Below are 17685 nucleotides of genomic sequence, written 5' to 3' on the forward strand. Positions count from 1 at the left end.
GATGAGCTTCATGAATGTCAAAGATATGCCGCTTATGGAGCATATTGTGGAACTGCGAAAACGTTTAGTGATCATTGCGATGTTTTTTGTCACCTTTATGGTGGCAGGTTTTTTTCTCGCTAAGCCGGTCATTGTGTATTTACAAAATACCGATGAAGCGGCCACACTGACATTGAACGCGTTTAAGCTCACAGATCCACTGTACGTGTTTATGCAGTTCGCTTTTGTCATTGCTCTTGTTTTGACGTGTCCCGTGATCTTATATCAGCTTTGGGCGTTTGTGAGTCCTGGCTTATATGAAAAAGAAAGAAAGGTGACACTTGCTTATATTCCGATTGCACTGCTTTTATTTCTGAGCGGTGTGGCTTTCTCTTATTTTATTTTGTTTCCATTTGTCGTCGATTTTATGATACGGATGTCAAATGATTTACATGTGGAGCAAGTGATTGGGATTCATGAGTATTTTACATTTCTGATGCAGTTAACACTTCCATTTGGCTTTTTGTTTCAGATGCCTGTCGTGTTGATGTTTCTCACTAGACTTGGTATCATTACACCGATGTTTTTATCAAAAATACGGAAGTATGCCTATTTTGTCCTCCTTGTCATTGCCGCACTTATTACACCGCCAGAGCTCGTTTCTCACCTCATGGTTACCTTGCCAATGCTCGTTTTGTATGAAGTGAGTATTGTCATTTCAAGAGTGACCTATCGCAAAATGCAGCAAACAGAGACAGAGGAGAAAGAAAATGATGTTGTCTCATAAAAAAGCATCGTGATCCAAATAGGGGTCACGATGCTTTTTCTATTGTGAAAGAAATTGATTGATTGCTTGAAAGAGATGCTCATAATAGGCAGGTTCATGCGGGACAAAATCATGTACATGTACCTCTCTCTTTTCCTCACGTCGCTTGCCGTCTGCATCCACTTCAAAGCCCTCGATGTTCATTTTTTCGCATTCTCTATTTAAAAGCTGCTGTGCATCCATCAGCCTTGCTCTATAAAGTCCAGCAACTTCTTCTTTCTGTAGATGGACATCCATGTGCTTTTTTTGATCCATATAAAGATACACATGGCAAAACTCACGATCGGTAAACGAAGGCATATGGATTTCATCTTTAATGACACCAGCAAAGGTAAGATTCTCAAACGAGATGGAGAGACCAAGCTCTTCTTCGACTTCTCTGATGCCATCAGAAGGCTGTTCATCTGCGAGAAGGTGGCCTGCTGCTGTGATATCAAGTAGAGAAGGGAAATCCTTTTTGGAGGGACTCCTCAGCTGAAAATAGAGAAACACTGTGTCATCTTCCTTTTTTAAAAGCCAGAAATGAAAGGTTTCATGCCAAAGGCCCTCAGCATGGATATCAGATCGAGCGGCTGTACCAATCGTTTCATGCTGATTGTTCATGATGTTCAGTTTTTCGTGTTCCATGAAAACATGACCTCCATAAAAAAACCATTTTCCAAACGGCGGAAAATGGTTTTTGCTTTATTTTTGCTGCTGTTTTTTCATTTTGACAGAAAAAGCAAACATTTTTAACGCGATATTGATATTATAGGCCGCAAACACCATCAGCAAAATGCTGTAAAATGACCACATGTCACCTGGATTTTGAATGGCCATATAGGTGAAAGCCACACCTACGGCAAAATAAATAATGCCCCATACGACAGGGTTTCTCATGAGAAAAAGCCTCCAATAATCATTTGCATTGTTTGAGATTGTTCTTCAATCATTTTTCTTACTGGCTCAATCTGCACAAGGATAACGAGCGAATTCATCAGCATATGAGCACCGATGGGCACAATGATTCGTTTTGTTTTCGCATATAAAAAGGCAAATGTAAAACCCATTGCGGTATAGAGCAAGATATGTGGGAAATCATTGTGTACAGCAGCAAAAACCACTGAACTGACAAGTGCGCCAATGAAAAAATTCGTTTTTTCATAAACCACACCAAAAATGATTTTTCGAAAAATGATTTCTTCTAATATCGGTCCAATCAGAGCGATGACGATTACAAGCCATGGAACTGCATCCATAATGGCTAAAATGTTTTGAGTATTTTCGGATTCTCGGCTAATGCCAAATGCATATTGTTCAATCGCCCCCGCAATGGATTGTGCAAAGAGGGAAAGAAAGAAACCGCCAATGATCCAAGCGATTGCCACGCCGACTGATGCCGGTGCTTCATTTCGAAGTGAAGCTTTTGGTACAGTCCGAAGGATGAGCAGAATAATGATTAATCCGACACAGAAGCTAATGATTGTCCAGGTTCCTGACAATTCAGAGAGCTCTGCTTGTGTCATCGGTGTCTGAATGTATCCTAACCATTTCATAATGAACACATAAGGAATCGCAGAAACCTGCACCAATATATACGTTAAGATGATGTACCAATATTGTTTTTTCAAGTAACGAAAACCCCTTTACTAAAAGAACTAGATTTATTGTAACACAAGTCTTCTTTTTCGTTGAAAAGGAAAGAATCGGTGATAAAAAAAGATCATGAAAGCGTAAAAATTTTTAAAGGTTTTTACTTGAAATTACAGAAGACATTCTTTATTATAATAAATGTGTTAGCACTCGTTGATGATGAGTGCTAAAAAAGACTACATATAAAAATTGAGGAGGTTGTTTCTTATGTTAAAGCCATTAGGCGATCGCGTAATCATTGAACTCGTTGAATCTGAGGAAAAAACCGCTAGCGGTATTGTCTTACCGGATTCTGCAAAAGAAAAACCGCAAGAAGGTAAAATTGTTGCAGCAGGTTCAGGTCGTGTACTTGAAAGTGGTGAGCGCGTTGCGTTAGAAGTAAACACAGGCGACCGCATTATCTTCTCAAAATATGCAGGTACTGAAGTGAAATATGAAGGAAAAGAATATTTAATCCTTCGTGAAAGCGACATTTTAGCTGTTATTGGTTAATCACATAAACAAAGATTGAGATATATTTCTAAAAAGACTGAGGAGGTTTCGTTATTATGGCAAAAGATATTAAGTTCAGTGAAGAAGCACGTCGTGCGATGTTACGTGGTGTAGATGCACTTGCAGATGCTGTAAAAGTAACTTTAGGACCTAAAGGACGTAACGTGGTTCTTGAGAAAAAATTCGGTTCTCCACTTATCACAAATGATGGTGTAACGATTGCAAAAGAAATCGAATTAGAAGATGCATTTGAAAACATGGGTGCAAAACTTGTGGCAGAAGTTGCAAGCAAAACAAACGATGTAGCTGGTGACGGTACAACGACTGCAACAGTTCTAGCTCAAGCAATGATCCGTGAAGGTCTTAAAAACGTAACAGCTGGTGCAAACCCTGTTGGCGTTCGTAAAGGAATCGAAGAAGCAGTGAAAGTAGCACTTGAAGGCTTGCACGAGATTTCTAAACCAATCGAAGGTAAAGAATCAATTGCTCAAGTTGCGTCTATTTCTGCAGCAGATGAAGAAGTCGGCAGCCTAATTGCTGAAGCGATGGAGCGTGTAGGAAACGACGGCGTCATCACAATTGAAGAATCTAAAGGTTTCACAACTGAGCTTGAAGTGGTTGAAGGAATGCAGTTTGACCGTGGATACGCTTCACCATACATGGTCACTGATTCTGATAAGATGGAAGCAGTTCTTGAAAATCCTTACATCTTAATCACTGATAAAAAGATCACAAACATTCAAGAAATCCTTCCTGTACTTGAGCAAGTCGTACAACAAGGAAAACCATTATTGATCATTGCTGAAGATGTAGAAGGCGAAGCACTTGCAACACTTGTTGTGAACAAACTTCGTGGAACATTCAACGCAGTGGCAGTAAAAGCACCTGGATTCGGTGATCGTCGTAAAGCAATGCTTGAAGACATCTCTGTTCTAACTGGCGGGGAATTAATCACAGAAGACCTAGGACTTGACCTGAAATCAACTGAAATTGGTCAGCTTGGCCGTGCGTCTAAAGTGGTTGTTACAAAAGAGAACACAACGATCGTAGAAGGATCAGGAGATTCTGCTCAAATCGCAGCACGCGTGAACCAAATTCGTGCGCAAGTAGAAGAAACAACTTCTGAATTCGATAAAGAAAAATTACAAGAACGTCTTGCAAAACTAGCTGGCGGCGTTGCTGTCATCAAAGTTGGTGCGGCAACTGAAACAGAACTAAAAGAGCGTAAACTACGCATCGAGGATGCACTGAACTCAACTCGTGCAGCAGTTGAAGAAGGTATCGTATCCGGTGGTGGTACAGCACTTGTGAATGTATACAACAAAGTTGCTTCGATCGAAGCTGATGGTGACGTTCAAACAGGTGTGAACATCGTTCTACGTTCTCTTGAAGAGCCAATTCGTCAAATCGCTCACAACGCAGGTCTTGAAGGATCAGTCATCGTTGAGCGCTTGAAAAACGAAGAAATTGGCGTAGGCTTCAACGCAGCAACAAACGAATGGGTAAACATGATCGAAAAAGGAATCGTTGACCCAACAAAAGTCACTCGCTCTGCACTTCAAAACGCAGCTTCTGTAGCAGCTATGCTTCTTACAACTGAAGCAGTCGTAGCTGACAAACCAGAAGAAGGCGGCTCAGGCGGCGGAATGCCGGATATGGGCGGCATGGGCGGAATGGGTGGCATGATGTAACACCTCGAACCCCCCTGTATATATACAGGGGGGTTTTTATTTAAAAATTCTATGGAGATTAATATTTTAGTGATTAAGAATTTATAATATAGATTTTCTATTTTATTCTGTTAGCAACTTAATAGTATTCTTAAAATATTTAATTTTACAAATTATAAAATAATTTCATTTAAGCGATAGGTCAATATAAAGATGAAAAAATTCTCTCACTTAACACCATAAGATTAATTATTCAAGGGGTTGTGATCTACGTAATAATTATTTTAATTTAGTAATCTTGAATTTTTGTTATAAGGGGAACAAATAAATATAAACACGTTTAATCTAAAATGAGTATTGTAAAGAATTAATACAAAAATTTTAAAAATATTGTAATTTAATGGTTTTTGAGTTAATATTAGTTCATGGAAGAATATTACGCAGATGAATAATTTGTAAGAAAGTCCTAGAAGGAAGAGAGGGATAATGATTGGATAGTTTAAAAAATATAATGATTTCTCCGCATTACCTATCATTTAATGCAATGAAAGGAAAACAGTTTAATCAGCATGTGATATCAATACAATGTTCAGTTGATCAAGTTTTAAAATTTATTGAAATCGACCGGGAAGTACAAAGAGATATTATAGAGTATCATGTAACAGACATTCAGAAGTATATTCAATATGGTTTAGATGGGAATGATATATATTTTCCTCCATTAATATTCTCATCAAGAGGAAAAGGTAATTATGATAAAAATGATTATAAATTCAAATTAAATTTTGACGATAAGCTAATTGTGTTGGACGGGCAACATAGGATTAAGGCTTTTGAAATGATTATAGCAAGATTAGAGACAAGAAATGATCTTCTTAGTAAAGATAAACTAAGTAAGGCAAGGAACTTCCCTTTGACAATTCAAATATTTACTGATTTAACTATTAGTCAAGAACAACAACTTTTTACAGATATCAACACAAAATCTTCAAAGGTAAGCAACACCTTATTGGTCATGTACAAAAATAACAGTCTATGTGGAGAACTTACAAAAGATATAATCTATAATCATCCCACTATATCTATGGATAAATTTGAAGTAAGGGGCAAAACAACGAGGACAAAGTTAATGACGGCAGCTACTCTTCACAATACTATTATTACTTTAAATGACGGTATTTTATATACTGCTAAGACAAAATCAAAAATCTCAAAAGATAATTATGAACAATATAAAAATAAAACAGAAGATTTTTTAAACTTATTAGTAAAATATGCTCCCGAAAATGCACATAATCGAAATGAATGTGTAATGTTTATACCAGTTGTAATTTTTGGAATAGCTTTATTTCTATATGAGGCACAGGAGAAGAATCAAAATTTTTCAATGCGTTTTCTTTTTATTAATGTGATAAGTAAAGTTGATTGGTCACATAAAAATGTTGATTTTAAATTATTGGGAATCCCTTATAAACAAACAACTAAAAAATATAATTTTTCAAGTGGTGCACGAGGAAGCAGAATGATAACAAGCTATTTAAATAGAATCTTGGAGGAGAAAATATCAAATGTTTAATATTAAGCTAAAGGGGGGGATTCAACCTATTAATACTGAAGGAAATAAAGGTTTAATGACCACTCAAATTAAAGTGAGAGATATACTCAATATATATCGTATAGATCCTGAAATTAATAGAGATCTGAGCTATAATAGACTACCTAAAATAATAAATTATTTAGATAGTTTTGATTCAGATCTCGGAATATATTTCCCATCAATTGTATGTTCCTTCCCAGGAAGTCCCTTAGAATTTTATGATATGGAGAAAATGGAACTGGAAATATCAGAAGGAGTAAGACTTGTGGTAATTGATGGTCAACATCGATTAAAAAGCTTGGAACAGTATATGACAAAAAGTCATTTCAATGAAGACAAAAAAGAGGAAATCCTGAATAGTGATTTAACTTTGCAATTATATTTTGGGTTAACAAAGACAGATGAAAAGTCATTATTTGCAGATATGAATTCCAATTCTAAAAGAGTTTCAATGTCCCTTATCACCAATTATGATACTAGAGACATTACCAATATATTAATAAAAGAACTATATCAAATATCCAAACCTCTTCAATCTGTAAAAATTGAATTTAATAAAAGTAGACTAGTACGACCAACCAATACTGATTTTAGTACCAGCGTGAGACTAAAAAAGTTTGTTAGTATTTTATTATTTGGGAAAAAAAGTACAAATATGAAAGAAGAAAAGCTAATTAAGGAATATTATGATGATATTTTAAGTTTCTTAGAGAGATTTTTCCTTGTTTTTATTGAAGTGCTTCCTTCTGAACCTGGTAATGTATTGAAATATGTTATTGGGCATGAACCATTACAAAGTGCAATTGCATATCATTTACATAAGAGAATTATTACTGAGTGCACTAATAAAGTGAAATGGATAATAAACTGGGAAGAAGAAGTCATTCAATTAGAAAAAATAGATTGGTCTACTAAAAACCCAATATGGCAACCTCATATGTTAACATCCAGAGCAAATACACCGTTTGAATTTGATTTATTTATAGATAGTGAAGAAAATAAACTAGTTTCGATACTAGATTATAATTTATAATTATCTCCCTTCATTTCAAAGGTGATACAATCTTCAGGACGATAAGTGATTAAGAGTTCTTAACAGTAGCACTTGATAAAAATGTAATTTTTGGTTGGTGTCAGTAAGAAAACCATTTCATTAGAGAAACAATCAAAACCCACTACAACAAAGGAAGTGGGTTTTTTTATTGTAAATACAACATTAATGTAATATACTAATTTTAATAATTTGTTGTAAATACAATAAAAAGGAAGCGTGGTAAATGAAAGAAATTTTGCGGGAGATCGGCGTGATTGCTCGGGCACTTGATTCAATTAGTAATATTGAATTTAAAGAGTACGATTTAACGAAGGGGCAGTATTTGTATCTTGTGCGTATTTGTGAGGAGCCTGGCATCATTCAGGAAAAACTAGCAGAGATGATCAAGGTAGATCGAACAACGGCTGCCCGAGCTATTCAAAAATTAGAGCTGCATGGTTTTATTGAGAAAAAAGATGACTCAGTGAACAAAAAAATCAAGAAGCTGTTTCCAACTGAGAAAGGGAAAGCCGTCTATCCAATGATCAAACGAGAACATGATCATTCAAATCGGGTAGCGCTGGATGGGTTTTCTGAAGAGGAAGCGGAACAGATTTATGAGTATCTTCTAAGGGTGCGAAAGAATATCGAAAAAGATTGGGAAGATGTGAAAAAAGGGATAAAAAGAAGCTATTAATTAAATAAAGGGGGAAGGGAACATGCATATACCATCATTTTTTCAAGTGAAAGATATGGAGAAAATCAAATCATTTATTCAATCACAATCATTTGCTACAGTTGTGACGACAATGAATGAAAAGCCCATTGCGACCCATATTCCAGTGAGTTTTCATCAAATTGGCGATTCGTATGTGATCTCAGGGCATATGGCGATTGGAAATCCTCAGTGGAAAACATTTGAAGAAAATGAGAAGGTGCTCGTCATTTTTCAAGGGCCGCATGCTTACATATCCTCTTCATGGTATGAGAAAGAAGCCGTACCGACTTGGAATTATCAAGCTGTACATGTATATGGAAAGGCTGCACTACTCGAAAAATCAGAATTGGTCAAGGAATTAACAGTGATGCTGGAGACATATGAAAGTCATAGAGATCAGCCAGTGTTATGGGATACGTTATCTGAGGAACTGTTAGAGAAACAAATGAAAGGGATTGTGGGCTTCAAAATCATCATTAATGAAGTTCAAGCTGCTTTTAAGTTAAGCCAAAATCGCCATGAAAGAGATTATGCTCGCATTATTGAACAGCTGGAAGCAGAGGGTGAAGTGGAAATGGCGGCTGCGATGAAAAAGAGAGATAAGAATATATGAAAAGAGCACTCTGAAGAAAAAGAGTGCTTTTGTTGTTATCCTTTTATGTTCAAATATTCTTCAAGGGTTTTGCCGCTCTTTTTCACTTTTTTCGCATTGGTTGATCCGAGGTATCTGAGGTGCCATGGTTCATATTGATAGCCTGTCACTTTTTCTTTACCTTTCGGATAGCGGATGATAAAGCCAAATTCATGGGCGTGTTTACCCAGCCATTTCGCTTCTTTCGTATTGGCAAAAGAATCTTCAGCCCAATGTTTTGAATTGGCACCGCCGATATCAAAAGCAAGGCCGGTTTGATGTTCGGAATAGCCTGGTCTTGCGCTAAATCGATCTGCTTGTTTTTTGCCATGAGAGGCGACGTAATTGTTGTACAAGACACGCTGACGGTCGTATGAACGGAAGGTGCTAAAAGCGGTGAGTCGGATGTTTGCTTTTTTTGCTTTCGCGATCATAGCGTTTACAGCTTTTCTCGCTTGTTTGTTTTCTCCGGGATTGTATGAAGATGGGAGTCTATGTTTCTTATTCACAACCAATATCCCTTTTACATACGTACCTGGCGTTTTAGTGGAAGGAGCAGCATATGAAGCTGGCGAGCTTTTGCCTGCTTTTTTGATATATTTAGAACTGACGTAACCCGTCTTTCCTTTATACTTTGTTTGAATCCATGAACCATTCTTTTTAAGATAAGGAATCCTTTTCCCTTTTGGAATGGTCAATATCACTGAATATTTTGTTCCAGGTCCCTTGCGAAGATGAACATTCGCTGTTGTCACGTATTTCGGTGTAGCTGCTTTTGCGACTGGTGTCGCATGAGTCATGTGTAAAAAGGGCAGCTGGATAGGAAAGATTCCAAGCCCAAGTACGAGAACCACACTGACAATAATTCCTTTGATCCACGGGTGTTTCATCTTCATTTCTCTCATCCCTTTCAATCTACTAACATACATATATTGAGATAGATTGAAATAAAGTGCAATGGTTTTTTTATGCCAATTGAGATTGAATCATATCATTAGGTTCTCTTTTTTGTTTAAAATTACATAAAAAAATCCACTATTTCCATAAAAAATCAGCTGAATTCCTTATAATAAAAGTATCTGAGAACGGGGAGTGAGTCGAGATGGACCAAAACGTGCTGCAAATGGATCAAGATAGATCAGAGAATGAATTCGCGGTTCTTAATATATCTTCTAAAGAGATTGGTGCTCTATCAAAGGGAGCAGCGGAGCAGATTTTACAAACGGGAGATACGGACCGTATTCATCAGCTGATGTACGTTCCGATTGAAAAGAAAGAAGATTTGAATTGGCTGATCCAATGTGTTGGGGAGGCGCTAAAGAATGAAGTTGGTGATGACGTTGCACTAGAAGTAGCTGATTTGCTCTATTTCTTTGTCATTCCGTATTATGGGAAGTATATGTTGAAAGATCGTCATTTGTATGAGGATATCGATCATTTGCTGGTACGATTAGCATCTAGAGCTCACTCGGATATTGACACGCTGATTGATATCATAAGAGAAGATTTAAATGAAAATATACAATAAAAGAAGCTTGTAGAGCGACCCTCTACAAGCTTTTTTATATCAACTTTATTCAGCTGGAACTGTTTTGACAGGCTCTTTTCTAAACACACCCATGCATCCTGCGATGAGGATTAATACAGCTGGAAGGATAAAGAACATAGAAATAGAAATAATACCACCAACAGCAGATACTAATAATAAAATCCCGCCAAGCTTTGCTTTTTTCTTCACGATAACAGATGCCACAATAGCAAGAATAGAGAAAAGCATCGCTGCCCAGCCTAATCCTGTGATTTGACTCGTACCTGATTCACTAAATGCCGCATCGAGTCCTCCAAAGGCAATGGCAAACATTGCACCGAAAAATCCAAAAATACCTCCAATTAAGCCTAAAACAAATTCCGTTGTTCTTTTCATGATACTTTCCCCCGATATGTAAATAAGAATTATTGGTACTTAAGAACCAACACAATCTTACTCATCGGCATTCTTTTCACAATGTTAATAGTTTTGTTAAAAAAAACAAGAAAATCCATAAAGAATTTTCTTGTCCAATTACTGGGCTCTCTCCCAGGTAATCTTTGTTTCATTTGTTGTTTTCTTTCCTTTTGCGAGCACTTTGCCGTTTTCTTGTTTCACGGTGATGTTTAGGTCATAAAAGGAGTAGAGGGCGCCGAGGCTGTCATTTTCCGGTTTATGCAGGTTGTTTTCCTTTTCAGTGGATGCACCAATAGCTAGTGTTTTGGCAAAGTTCAAACCAATGACTTCAGCGTAATCACTATTGGTCTCAGATGAAGCCGTCACGTTTAAGGAAATGACTTTTTTCTTTTGATCAACGGTGATCGCTGTGTCTTTTACGAGCTTAGACTGCTCCATGACCTCTTTCGTTTCATTTTGAATGCGTTCATTAATCGTTGGAAGTGCCGTAGATTCTGTTTTTTCTTCTTTTGCCGTATTTGAGCAAGCTGCTAGGATAGAGAAGATTGCAACAAGACTCATGAAAACAAGTAGACTTTTTCTCACGTTCTTTCTCCTTTGTTCTTCAAAGTATGTATGCTTATGTTACCACGAATTGATGTTTTGATTAAAAGAGAAGTGTTGATAAGCTGTGAACAATCAAAAGCACCCAAAGTTGGGTGCTCGTGTTTTATTGTGCTGAAAGGGTTGTACTAAGTGGGATAGACGAAATGACCGTGAATTTTGGAGCCGGAGCACCAGATTCTAGATTTTTGCGTAAAAGAGATGATTTGACGGTGCCGTCCCATTTTTTATAGACACTTCCAGATGTATTTGCACGAAGCTGTACATTAGAGAAGCTTGCTTGCGAGTAGCTGTTTGTTCCATTATCTTGTACGCCGTGTACCATTTTGACGACATCGAGGTCTTTCAGACGACTAGGGTTGAAAACAGGCTGTTTATAACGCAGTTTCCCGTTGACGTATAGTGACACTGTGCCATCACCATTGTTGATGAGCTTTAAGTTGACACGTGCACCATCTTTAATACTTGAATCGTATTCGCTGTTCCAATATTGACTGCCGCCTTGGGAGCCGGTGCCCAGGAATACCTTATAACCAGAAGATGTTTTTGAAATCCCGCTCTCAACAACGGCAGAACCGAGACCAAGATACCAGTCGGCATAGCCATTTTTAATAGTGGCTGTTTTTGGCAGCACAATATCAGCCGAGATACCTGACCATTTGGCTTCATCCGTTTGTGTCACGATGGCGCCGTGACGAGGACCAGCCGCAGAGGCAGGAATACTTGAAAGCATCAATACGAAGGTCAAACTTACACTCAAAACGATGAACCACTTTTTCATGAAAATTCCTCCTTATCTTTGATTCATTTCTATTATATAAAACAAAAGGGAGGGATCTACTGACAATGTTCTGGCTGTTTTTGGTGAAATTTATGAACAAAATCGGTCATTAAGTGGTCAACTTGTATTCGAATTGTAATGTGACTGTAAAATAACTGGGTGCATCTTCATGTATAATAGGGTCAGAAACCAAATACGGAGGATTTTTTAATGAATAAAAAGCTTATCGCGACAATCGTAACAGTAGCTAGTTTATTTTTAGCGTTTAGTTTCTCACATGGAGCAAGTGCAAAAAAAGTAAGCGGCAATATTACATGGTATAATGGTGTCGGTAAAAAAGGCGCAGATGGAAAAAAACTCGGTCATTGGGATGCAGCAACGAAAATGGGATTTGACGTACCGAAAAAAGGTACAAAACTAAGAGTGACAACAAAAGCGAAACCACATAAAGTGATTACAGTATATAAATATGATGTAGGTAGAATGCCAAACGCAGTATTAGACGTAAGTCCGAAAGCATTCAAAGCACTTGGGTATAAAACAAGTAAAGGTGTCGTCAAAGGGCATTACACTTATTAATACATAGGCATGCAAAGAAGCGGGAAAAGTTCATTTTCTGGCTTCTTTTCTTGTGGAGAGGGTCTGAAAGTCAATGAAAAAATCAACATGGTGGATCATCACAGTAATTGGAGTCGTAGTGATTGCGGCCGTCATCTTCTTCATGATGAAGCCGGGGCAAGAGGCAAAACATGCAGGAAAAGTGAAAACAAATCAAGATGCAAAAGACGAATTGCTTGTTTCATTTACGGATCAAAAGTTAAACAATACTTATTACTTGCATGACAAGGCGCTTCATACAGAGAAACTGACAGCATATCCTTCAATTGCTTATGATCAGACGAAGCAGCTTTTATATTACACGTATACAGATGAAGACACACAAAAAGTAAGTATACGGGAATTGAATGTGAAAACGGATAAAGAAAAAACGCTCTTTACGAGTGACGATTCAATCGACAGTATGAGACTTTCTGGTGACGGAAAACAGTTATATTTAAGGTATAACAAGGATTCAGGTGAGCAATTTTATGTAGCGTCTTTTGATTTGAAAACACAGAAAGTGAAAGTGTTATATCCAGAAAAAAGTGATGATGATACGGTGAGTTCTTTTGCTTATGATCCAGCATCAAATCTGTTGGCCATTCAGCATTATTCGTTAAAAGAGGATTATAAAAAGACGGATGAGGCAAATGAAAAAGGAATGGATCCTGAACCAACGACCATGAAGATTACCCTTCAAACAGGTGAGAAGGGAAAGCGAATTGCACGTATTTCTCAAACCATCAATGATATTTCTTTTTCACCAGATCATAAAAAACTCATTTATACAGAAGTGAAGGTTCGAAATGAAAAAGAAGTATCATCTATTAAGGTGATGGATGTAGATACAGGAAAAACAAAGACACTCGTTAAAAACAGCCAAGATGTGCGTATTTTAAGTGCTGCCCAGCCGCAATTTTCTGCGGATGGTACATCTGTTTATTTCTTAGGTGTTGCAAAGAACGCAAAGGAATTAAAGGATGACACAGGACGAAAGGCGAAGGTCAGAACCATTTTTGAATATGATATTAAGAAGAAAACAGTAGAAACCGCTTGGGAGAAAGAAGGCGGGATTGTTAACAATTTCACTGTCAATCGGTAAAAGGTGCGCGTTCAGTTATTTTATATAACTGGACGTTTTTTTATTTTGTCATGGGATGTGTCGGTGAAAAATGCGGATTTGTGAAATGAACATCACTTTTTAAGCAAGGAAATGAGTGGTATTTTGATATTTTGCTACTGTGACAGAATCAGCGTAAGAGAGTAAAGTAAGTGGAAATAAAAAAACGAGAGGACAGAAGACTTCTCGTTTTCTCTTATTTATTTATTGTTTTCATCTAGTAAGTTTTGAAAAATAAACAAGGCATTAATGGAATGAGGGAATCCTGCAACCTTTGTACAGTGCTTAATGATCTCCATAATCTCTATAACAGAGAGCCCGATATGTAATGCTTGTACAAAATGAGCTTTTAACTCTTCATCACAATCACCTTTTGCAATGAGAGCCGATAATGTGCTGATGGCCTTCTGTTTTTCATCTAATATGAAGTGATTGAATTCTTTTTGTTCACCGAGTTCAATTGTTAGTTGTTCAATGTTTGATCGAATGCTCTCATTTTCATGAATTGAAAGCTTCTCCCTGTTACCTGCCACTGTTTCTTGCTTGACCTGGCAAGTCTCTTTTTCTTCATTCAAATTGAACTCCTCCGTTTTTTATGACGATTTTCTATTTGTTCGTGCATGGTTTCTTAAGTGCCTTTTGATAGAGGTAATGGGTATATAGTAGTATTATCGGTTTACTTCGTCAACTTTTTAAGTGTGGAATGTTCAAAAAAATGCCATTCATGCGATACATTGTTCGTTTTTTCTCATGGAGATTGAAAAGAAAATAGAGGGCTAATATATAGAAGCTGTTAGCCCTTTTCATATTACGCAATTAAGAGAGAGGAGGTTTCATATTTACTAAATGATATCCATCGGCCGCATCATGTCATAATCCTCGTGTTCTAAAATGTGACAATGCCACACATATCGTCCGCTATATGGGACAAACCGAGCGATGATGCGAATGACTTCACCAGCATGCGCCTGAATTGTATCCTTGTAGCCTTGTTCATGCAAAGGAGGCGCTTCATTTGGTCCCGTGTACACGATTTCACCTGTTGATTGATAGATGTCTGTATCGAATGGTCTTCTATCAATCACCCGAAATTGAACAAGATGTAAATGAATAGGGTGTGTGCCCCTTGTTGGGTTGACAATGTTCCATACCTCTACACTACCAAGTCGAGGATTTTCCGTGACAGGATCATTCCAAAACCGGTTATCTAGTAATAAAATCGGGCGCCCATATTTATCTTGTGTGCCAGTAAGCGTTAGCGTTCGCTCGTTATCAGCTCGGCTCGGCCGGAGCGGTGGCAGTGGTTTGAAGATCGGACGCAATGTTTTAGCTGCTCTTCCTTTGAGCGGACGAGTGACTTTAAATTGCATAATGTTCGCATCTGTTTCTGGATTGACATCCTGACCGCAACCTGCCGTATTTTTTAAAACAATCGTTTTGTTTTCGTAAGCTGAGAAGTCGATGATGACATCAAAACGTTCAGCAGGTGCAATGCTAAAAGATTGGTGATGAACAGGTCTTGGCAAAAAGCCACCATCAGATCCAATTTGTAAGATTGTGGCGTCGTTATCTAGATGAAGCTCGTAAGTTCTTGTATTGGACGCGTTTAAGATACGAAAACGATATTTTCGAGGCTCTACTTCTAAATATGGCCATACTTTTCCATTGACTAAAATCGTTTCCCCGCAAAAAAATGGCACGATGGAGGGATCTGGAAGGTCACTATCTTCTGGTGTGTTATTTGGTCTACTTGGGTAAAACAGTGCGCCATTCTCCTGGAATGTCCGGTCCATGATCATTAAAGGGATATCATATTCATCTTTCGGTAATTCGAGTGATTTTTCAAACGCATCTGAGATCAAATAAAAGCCAGCTAATCCGGCGTATACATTTAATCGTGTTAATGCCATGGCATGATCGTGATACCACAATGTGCATGCTTGCTGGTGATTAGGGTATTCGTAAACCTCTCGTTCAAAGAAGGGGCCGGTCGCTTCAAAGTCTCGCGAAAACCAAGCCTCCGGATAACCGTCACTGCTTGCAGGTGTCACGCCCCCATGCAGGTGAACGACTGTTTTGACTTCGGGTTCATCATGATGTCCAGCATGAATGGTATGATCGACAGGCAGGAAGTGTTTCAGCGGCAATTTGTTCATCCATTTCACTTTGACCTTTTCATTTCGATTCGCTTTAATGGTTGGACCCGGCAAACTGCCATTATAGGTCCATAGCTTGGTTGGGGGCAGATCTCTATGAACTTTTAGGAACACCTCCTCCATAGCGATTTCATAATACGTTTGTCTTGGGTTTTTTTTGACGGGCTCTGCGACTTCTGGAATTGGCAGCTCGTCAACAAACTTTTCTAGGTTCATGTTGACTAATCCTCACTTAAAATCAATTTGATACATTATAAGTGCGGACATCCAAATAGGTGAATAAAATAAAAAAACCCGCTTTTTAGCGGGAGAATTAAGGGTGTTTATTTTCAAGCGCTGCACTTGCAGGCACTTTTTTGTTTGGTTTAAAGATGAAGTAGGCGGCTAGTACACCGATGGTAATGATGCTTGTCAGTATGAGCTGAGGTCTCATCGATTCGATAAACAGCATAGAGGCCAAGATGGCGCAGATGACCAAAATGGTAAAGTACGTAAGGTATGGGAACAGCCACATTTTGATTTTGAGTTGTGCTGGATTTTCTTTTTCAATTTTACGACGCATTCTTAATTGTGAAACGGCAATGACCAAGTAGACAAGAAGTGCAATGGCACCAGAGGCATTGACTAGAAATAGAAAGATGGTTTCAGGGTAAAAGTAGTTCATCATGACGGCAATATAGGAAAAGAAGGTACCTGCGACTGTCGCTGCTACAGGGACACCGCGTTTGCTGATTTTCATAAAACGTTTTGGTGCTTCGCCTCTTTCTGCTAATGAATAAAGCATTCTGGACGTTGTGTATAGGCCGGAGTTTAAACAAGAAAGAACGGCTGTTAAAACAATGACGTTCATGACTTGGGCGGCTGATGGGACACCGATGTATTCTAATACTGCAACGAACGGGCTTGTTAAAATATTCGCTGAATTCCATGGGAGTAAAGTGACAACGACGGCGATCGACCCGACGTAGAACACAATAATACGCCATACAACTGAACGGGTAGCTGTTGTCACAGATTTGACAGGGTCTGCTGATTCACCTGCGGCAATTGCCACAATCTCGGTTCCCATGAAGGAAAAGATGACAACGACAATCCCGAGGAGTACAGAGCCGAATCCGTTTGGAAGGAAACCGCCATTCCCCGTTAAATTGGCAAGACCTGCAGTATGATGACCGCCAAAACCAAAGATAAATGCAAAACCAATGAGTAGGAATAGAATAATGCTGACGACTTTAATCAATGAAAACCAATATTCAAATTCGCCAAAAGATTTAACAGAAAAGATATTTGTCAAAGTTAAGAGGATTGTGAGGATAAGACTTGTGAGCCAAACAGGTGCATCTCCATACCAATATTGAATAATGGCAGCACCGGCAATGGCCTCAATGGCGATGACGATCACCCAGAAGAACCAGTAAAGCCAGCCGATTGTAAACCCGGCCCACGGGCCGATGGCGTCGCTCGCATATTGTGAGAAAGAGCCGCTTGTCGGATAGGCACATGCCATTTCTCCAAGCATTCTCATAATAAAGATGACCAGAAGTCCGGCAAATGAATAGGAAAGAATCGATCCAGGCCCTGCAGAATGAATGACAGCACCACTACCAACAAATAGTCCTGCCCCAATGACCCCGGCAATGGAGATCATTGAAATATGTCTTGTCTTAAGGTTTTTTTGAAGACCGTTTGTCATGTTGGACATTTCTTTACCTCCAAACATTTCTCTTTTATTCGAGAGTTTGTTTTTAGAATATTTTAAATTTTATCATACTGAATTGTCATTCAGCATTGGACAGGTTATCAAACTGACATTTCAAACCTCTTAACATGATGTTAAAAAGTATAAAGGATTTGAGAGATTATGTTCCCTCATTTTCCTCTGCCCATTCTTAAAAATAGCAT

At 38.2% G+C, this 17685-nt stretch carries 20 protein-coding genes; 10 read left to right on the forward strand and 10 right to left on the reverse strand.

The window, feature by feature from the left end; all coding sequences use genetic code 11:
• Position 1: 1 nt before the first annotated feature.
• Positions 2-766: a twin-arginine translocase subunit TatC gene (gene tatC / locus NST73_RS03080; RefSeq protein ID WP_096881072.1), complete on the forward strand. Its 765-nt coding sequence runs from the start codon at positions 2-4 to the stop codon at positions 764-766.
• Positions 767-805: 39 nt separating this feature from the next.
• Here tatC and NST73_RS03085 read toward each other — a convergent pair whose 3' ends face one another.
• From NST73_RS03085 to NST73_RS03095, 3 genes are read right to left on the reverse strand one after another with little or no spacing between them, the layout of a single operon-like run.
• Positions 806-1432: an NUDIX domain-containing protein gene (locus NST73_RS03085; RefSeq protein WP_342499368.1), complete on the reverse strand. Its 627-nt coding sequence runs from the start codon at positions 1430-1432 to the stop codon at positions 806-808.
• A 57-nt stretch (positions 1433-1489) separates the two neighbouring features.
• Positions 1490-1684 carry a YdiK family protein gene (locus tag NST73_RS03090; RefSeq protein WP_017366710.1) on the reverse strand — a complete coding sequence of 65 codons (195 nt, stop codon included), beginning with the start codon at positions 1682-1684 and terminating at the stop codon, positions 1490-1492.
• Positions 1681-2415 (reverse strand): CPBP family intramembrane glutamic endopeptidase, encoded by a 735-nt coding sequence (locus NST73_RS03095; RefSeq protein ID WP_138278165.1) that lies wholly within the window; start codon positions 2413-2415, stop codon positions 1681-1683. Before NST73_RS03095 ends, NST73_RS03090 begins: the two co-directional genes overlap by 4 nt.
• A 229-nt stretch (positions 2416-2644) precedes the next feature.
• Here NST73_RS03095 and groES point away from each other — a divergent pair, with 229 nt between their 5' ends.
• The 6 genes from groES to NST73_RS03125 all read left to right on the forward strand — a co-directional run bounded on the left by groES (position 2645) and on the right by NST73_RS03125 (position 8560).
• Positions 2645-2929, forward strand: coding sequence for a co-chaperone GroES (gene groES, locus NST73_RS03100; protein ID WP_003214120.1), 285 nt, complete (start codon positions 2645-2647; stop codon positions 2927-2929).
• A gap of 56 nt (positions 2930-2985) precedes the next feature.
• Positions 2986-4620 carry a chaperonin GroEL gene (gene groL / locus NST73_RS03105; protein WP_007496015.1) on the forward strand — a complete coding sequence of 545 codons (1635 nt, stop codon included), beginning with the start codon at positions 2986-2988 and terminating at the stop codon, positions 4618-4620.
• A 469-nt stretch (positions 4621-5089) separates the two neighbouring features.
• Positions 5090-6175, forward strand: coding sequence for a DNA sulfur modification protein DndB (locus NST73_RS03110; RefSeq protein ID WP_342499369.1), 1086 nt, complete (start codon positions 5090-5092; stop codon positions 6173-6175).
• Complete coding sequence (locus NST73_RS03115) at positions 6168-7229, forward strand: DNA sulfur modification protein DndB (protein ID WP_342499370.1); 1062 nt, start codon at positions 6168-6170, stop codon at positions 7227-7229. Before NST73_RS03110 ends, NST73_RS03115 begins: the two co-directional genes overlap by 8 nt.
• 244 nt (positions 7230-7473) lie before the next feature.
• Positions 7474-7926, forward strand: coding sequence for a MarR family transcriptional regulator (locus NST73_RS03120; protein ID WP_142154203.1), 453 nt, complete (start codon positions 7474-7476; stop codon positions 7924-7926).
• A gap of 22 nt (positions 7927-7948) precedes the next feature.
• Complete coding sequence (locus tag NST73_RS03125) at positions 7949-8560, forward strand: FMN-binding negative transcriptional regulator (RefSeq protein WP_342499371.1); 612 nt, start codon at positions 7949-7951, stop codon at positions 8558-8560.
• Between the two features lie 35 nt (positions 8561-8595).
• Here the strand turns inward: NST73_RS03125 and NST73_RS03130 are convergent, their stop codons facing one another.
• Positions 8596-9474 (reverse strand): D-alanyl-D-alanine carboxypeptidase family protein, encoded by an 879-nt coding sequence (locus NST73_RS03130; RefSeq protein WP_342499372.1) that lies wholly within the window; start codon positions 9472-9474, stop codon positions 8596-8598.
• Between the two features lie 206 nt (positions 9475-9680).
• Here NST73_RS03130 and NST73_RS03135 point away from each other — a divergent pair, with 206 nt between their 5' ends.
• A complete protein-coding gene (locus NST73_RS03135) occupies positions 9681-10106 on the forward strand; it encodes a hypothetical protein (RefSeq protein WP_039170032.1) in 426 nt (141 codons plus the stop codon).
• Between the two features lie 45 nt (positions 10107-10151).
• Here the strand turns inward: NST73_RS03135 and NST73_RS03140 are convergent, their stop codons facing one another.
• The 3 genes from NST73_RS03140 to NST73_RS03150 form a co-directional block, all read right to left on the reverse strand.
• Complete coding sequence (locus tag NST73_RS03140; protein WP_008344359.1) at positions 10152-10502, reverse strand: DUF4064 domain-containing protein; 351 nt, start codon at positions 10500-10502, stop codon at positions 10152-10154.
• A 138-nt stretch (positions 10503-10640) separates the two neighbouring features.
• Positions 10641-11108 (reverse strand): hypothetical protein, encoded by a 468-nt coding sequence (locus tag NST73_RS03145; protein ID WP_017359850.1) that lies wholly within the window; start codon positions 11106-11108, stop codon positions 10641-10643.
• Positions 11109-11232: 124 nt separating this feature from the next.
• A complete protein-coding gene (locus NST73_RS03150) occupies positions 11233-11907 on the reverse strand; it encodes a hypothetical protein (protein WP_041093255.1) in 675 nt (224 codons plus the stop codon).
• A gap of 210 nt (positions 11908-12117) precedes the next feature.
• Here NST73_RS03150 and NST73_RS03155 point away from each other — a divergent pair, with 210 nt between their 5' ends.
• Complete coding sequence (locus NST73_RS03155) at positions 12118-12486, forward strand: RlpA-like double-psi beta-barrel domain-containing protein (RefSeq protein ID WP_003213878.1); 369 nt, start codon at positions 12118-12120, stop codon at positions 12484-12486.
• 73 nt (positions 12487-12559) lie between these two features.
• Complete coding sequence (locus NST73_RS03160) at positions 12560-13609, forward strand: hypothetical protein (protein WP_259254941.1); 1050 nt, start codon at positions 12560-12562, stop codon at positions 13607-13609.
• Between the two features lie 218 nt (positions 13610-13827).
• On the opposite strand, the gene NST73_RS03165 is transcribed toward NST73_RS03160, so the two are convergent.
• The 3 genes from NST73_RS03165 to gabP all read right to left on the reverse strand — a co-directional run bounded on the left by NST73_RS03165 (position 13828) and on the right by gabP (position 17485).
• On the reverse strand, positions 13828-14202 hold the full coding sequence (locus tag NST73_RS03165) for a carboxymuconolactone decarboxylase family protein (RefSeq protein WP_007496965.1): 375 nt from the start codon (positions 14200-14202) through the stop codon (positions 13828-13830).
• 267 nt (positions 14203-14469) lie between these two features.
• Positions 14470-15999, reverse strand: coding sequence for a multicopper oxidase domain-containing protein (locus NST73_RS03170; protein WP_024719379.1), 1530 nt, complete (start codon positions 15997-15999; stop codon positions 14470-14472).
• 97 nt (positions 16000-16096) lie between these two features.
• Positions 16097-17485 carry a GABA permease gene (gabP, locus tag NST73_RS03175; protein WP_342499373.1) on the reverse strand — a complete coding sequence of 463 codons (1389 nt, stop codon included), beginning with the start codon at positions 17483-17485 and terminating at the stop codon, positions 16097-16099.
• Positions 17486-17685 lie beyond the last annotated feature (200 nt).

This window comes from Bacillus sp. FSL W7-1034 (assembly GCF_038593365.1).
GTDB classification, from domain to species: domain Bacteria; phylum Bacillota; class Bacilli; order Bacillales; family Bacillaceae; genus Bacillus; species Bacillus altitudinis.

Bases quoted from the DNA above. Each gene is read 5' to 3' on its own strand.
- tatC (WP_096881072.1), top strand. From the start codon at position 2: ATGAGCTTCATGAATGTCAAAGATATGCCGCTTATGGAGCATATTGTG.
- NST73_RS03140 (WP_008344359.1), bottom strand. From the start codon at position 10,502: ATGAAAAGAACAACGGAATTTGTTTTAGGCTTAATTGGAGGTATTTTT.
- NST73_RS03155 (WP_003213878.1), top strand. From the start codon at position 12,118: ATGAATAAAAAGCTTATCGCGACAATCGTAACAGTAGCTAGTTTATTT.
- groL (WP_007496015.1), top strand. From the start codon at position 2,986: ATGGCAAAAGATATTAAGTTCAGTGAAGAAGCACGTCGTGCGATGTTA.
- groES (WP_003214120.1), top strand. From the start codon at position 2,645: ATGTTAAAGCCATTAGGCGATCGCGTAATCATTGAACTCGTTGAATCT.
- NST73_RS03135 (WP_039170032.1), top strand. From the start codon at position 9,681: ATGGACCAAAACGTGCTGCAAATGGATCAAGATAGATCAGAGAATGAA.
- NST73_RS03130 (WP_342499372.1), bottom strand. From the start codon at position 9,474: ATGAAGATGAAACACCCGTGGATCAAAGGAATTATTGTCAGTGTGGTT.
- NST73_RS03120 (WP_142154203.1), top strand. From the start codon at position 7,474: ATGAAAGAAATTTTGCGGGAGATCGGCGTGATTGCTCGGGCACTTGAT.
- NST73_RS03170 (WP_024719379.1), bottom strand. From the start codon at position 15,999: ATGAACCTAGAAAAGTTTGTTGACGAGCTGCCAATTCCAGAAGTCGCA.
- NST73_RS03085 (WP_342499368.1), bottom strand. From the start codon at position 1,432: ATGGAACACGAAAAACTGAACATCATGAACAATCAGCATGAAACGATT.
- NST73_RS03090 (WP_017366710.1), bottom strand. From the start codon at position 1,684: ATGAGAAACCCTGTCGTATGGGGCATTATTTATTTTGCCGTAGGTGTG.
- gabP (WP_342499373.1), bottom strand. From the start codon at position 17,485: ATGTCCAACATGACAAACGGTCTTCAAAAAAACCTTAAGACAAGACAT.
- NST73_RS03125 (WP_342499371.1), top strand. From the start codon at position 7,949: ATGCATATACCATCATTTTTTCAAGTGAAAGATATGGAGAAAATCAAA.
- NST73_RS03115 (WP_342499370.1), top strand. From the start codon at position 6,168: ATGTTTAATATTAAGCTAAAGGGGGGGATTCAACCTATTAATACTGAA.
- NST73_RS03150 (WP_041093255.1), bottom strand. From the start codon at position 11,907: ATGAAAAAGTGGTTCATCGTTTTGAGTGTAAGTTTGACCTTCGTATTG.
- NST73_RS03160 (WP_259254941.1), top strand. From the start codon at position 12,560: ATGAAAAAATCAACATGGTGGATCATCACAGTAATTGGAGTCGTAGTG.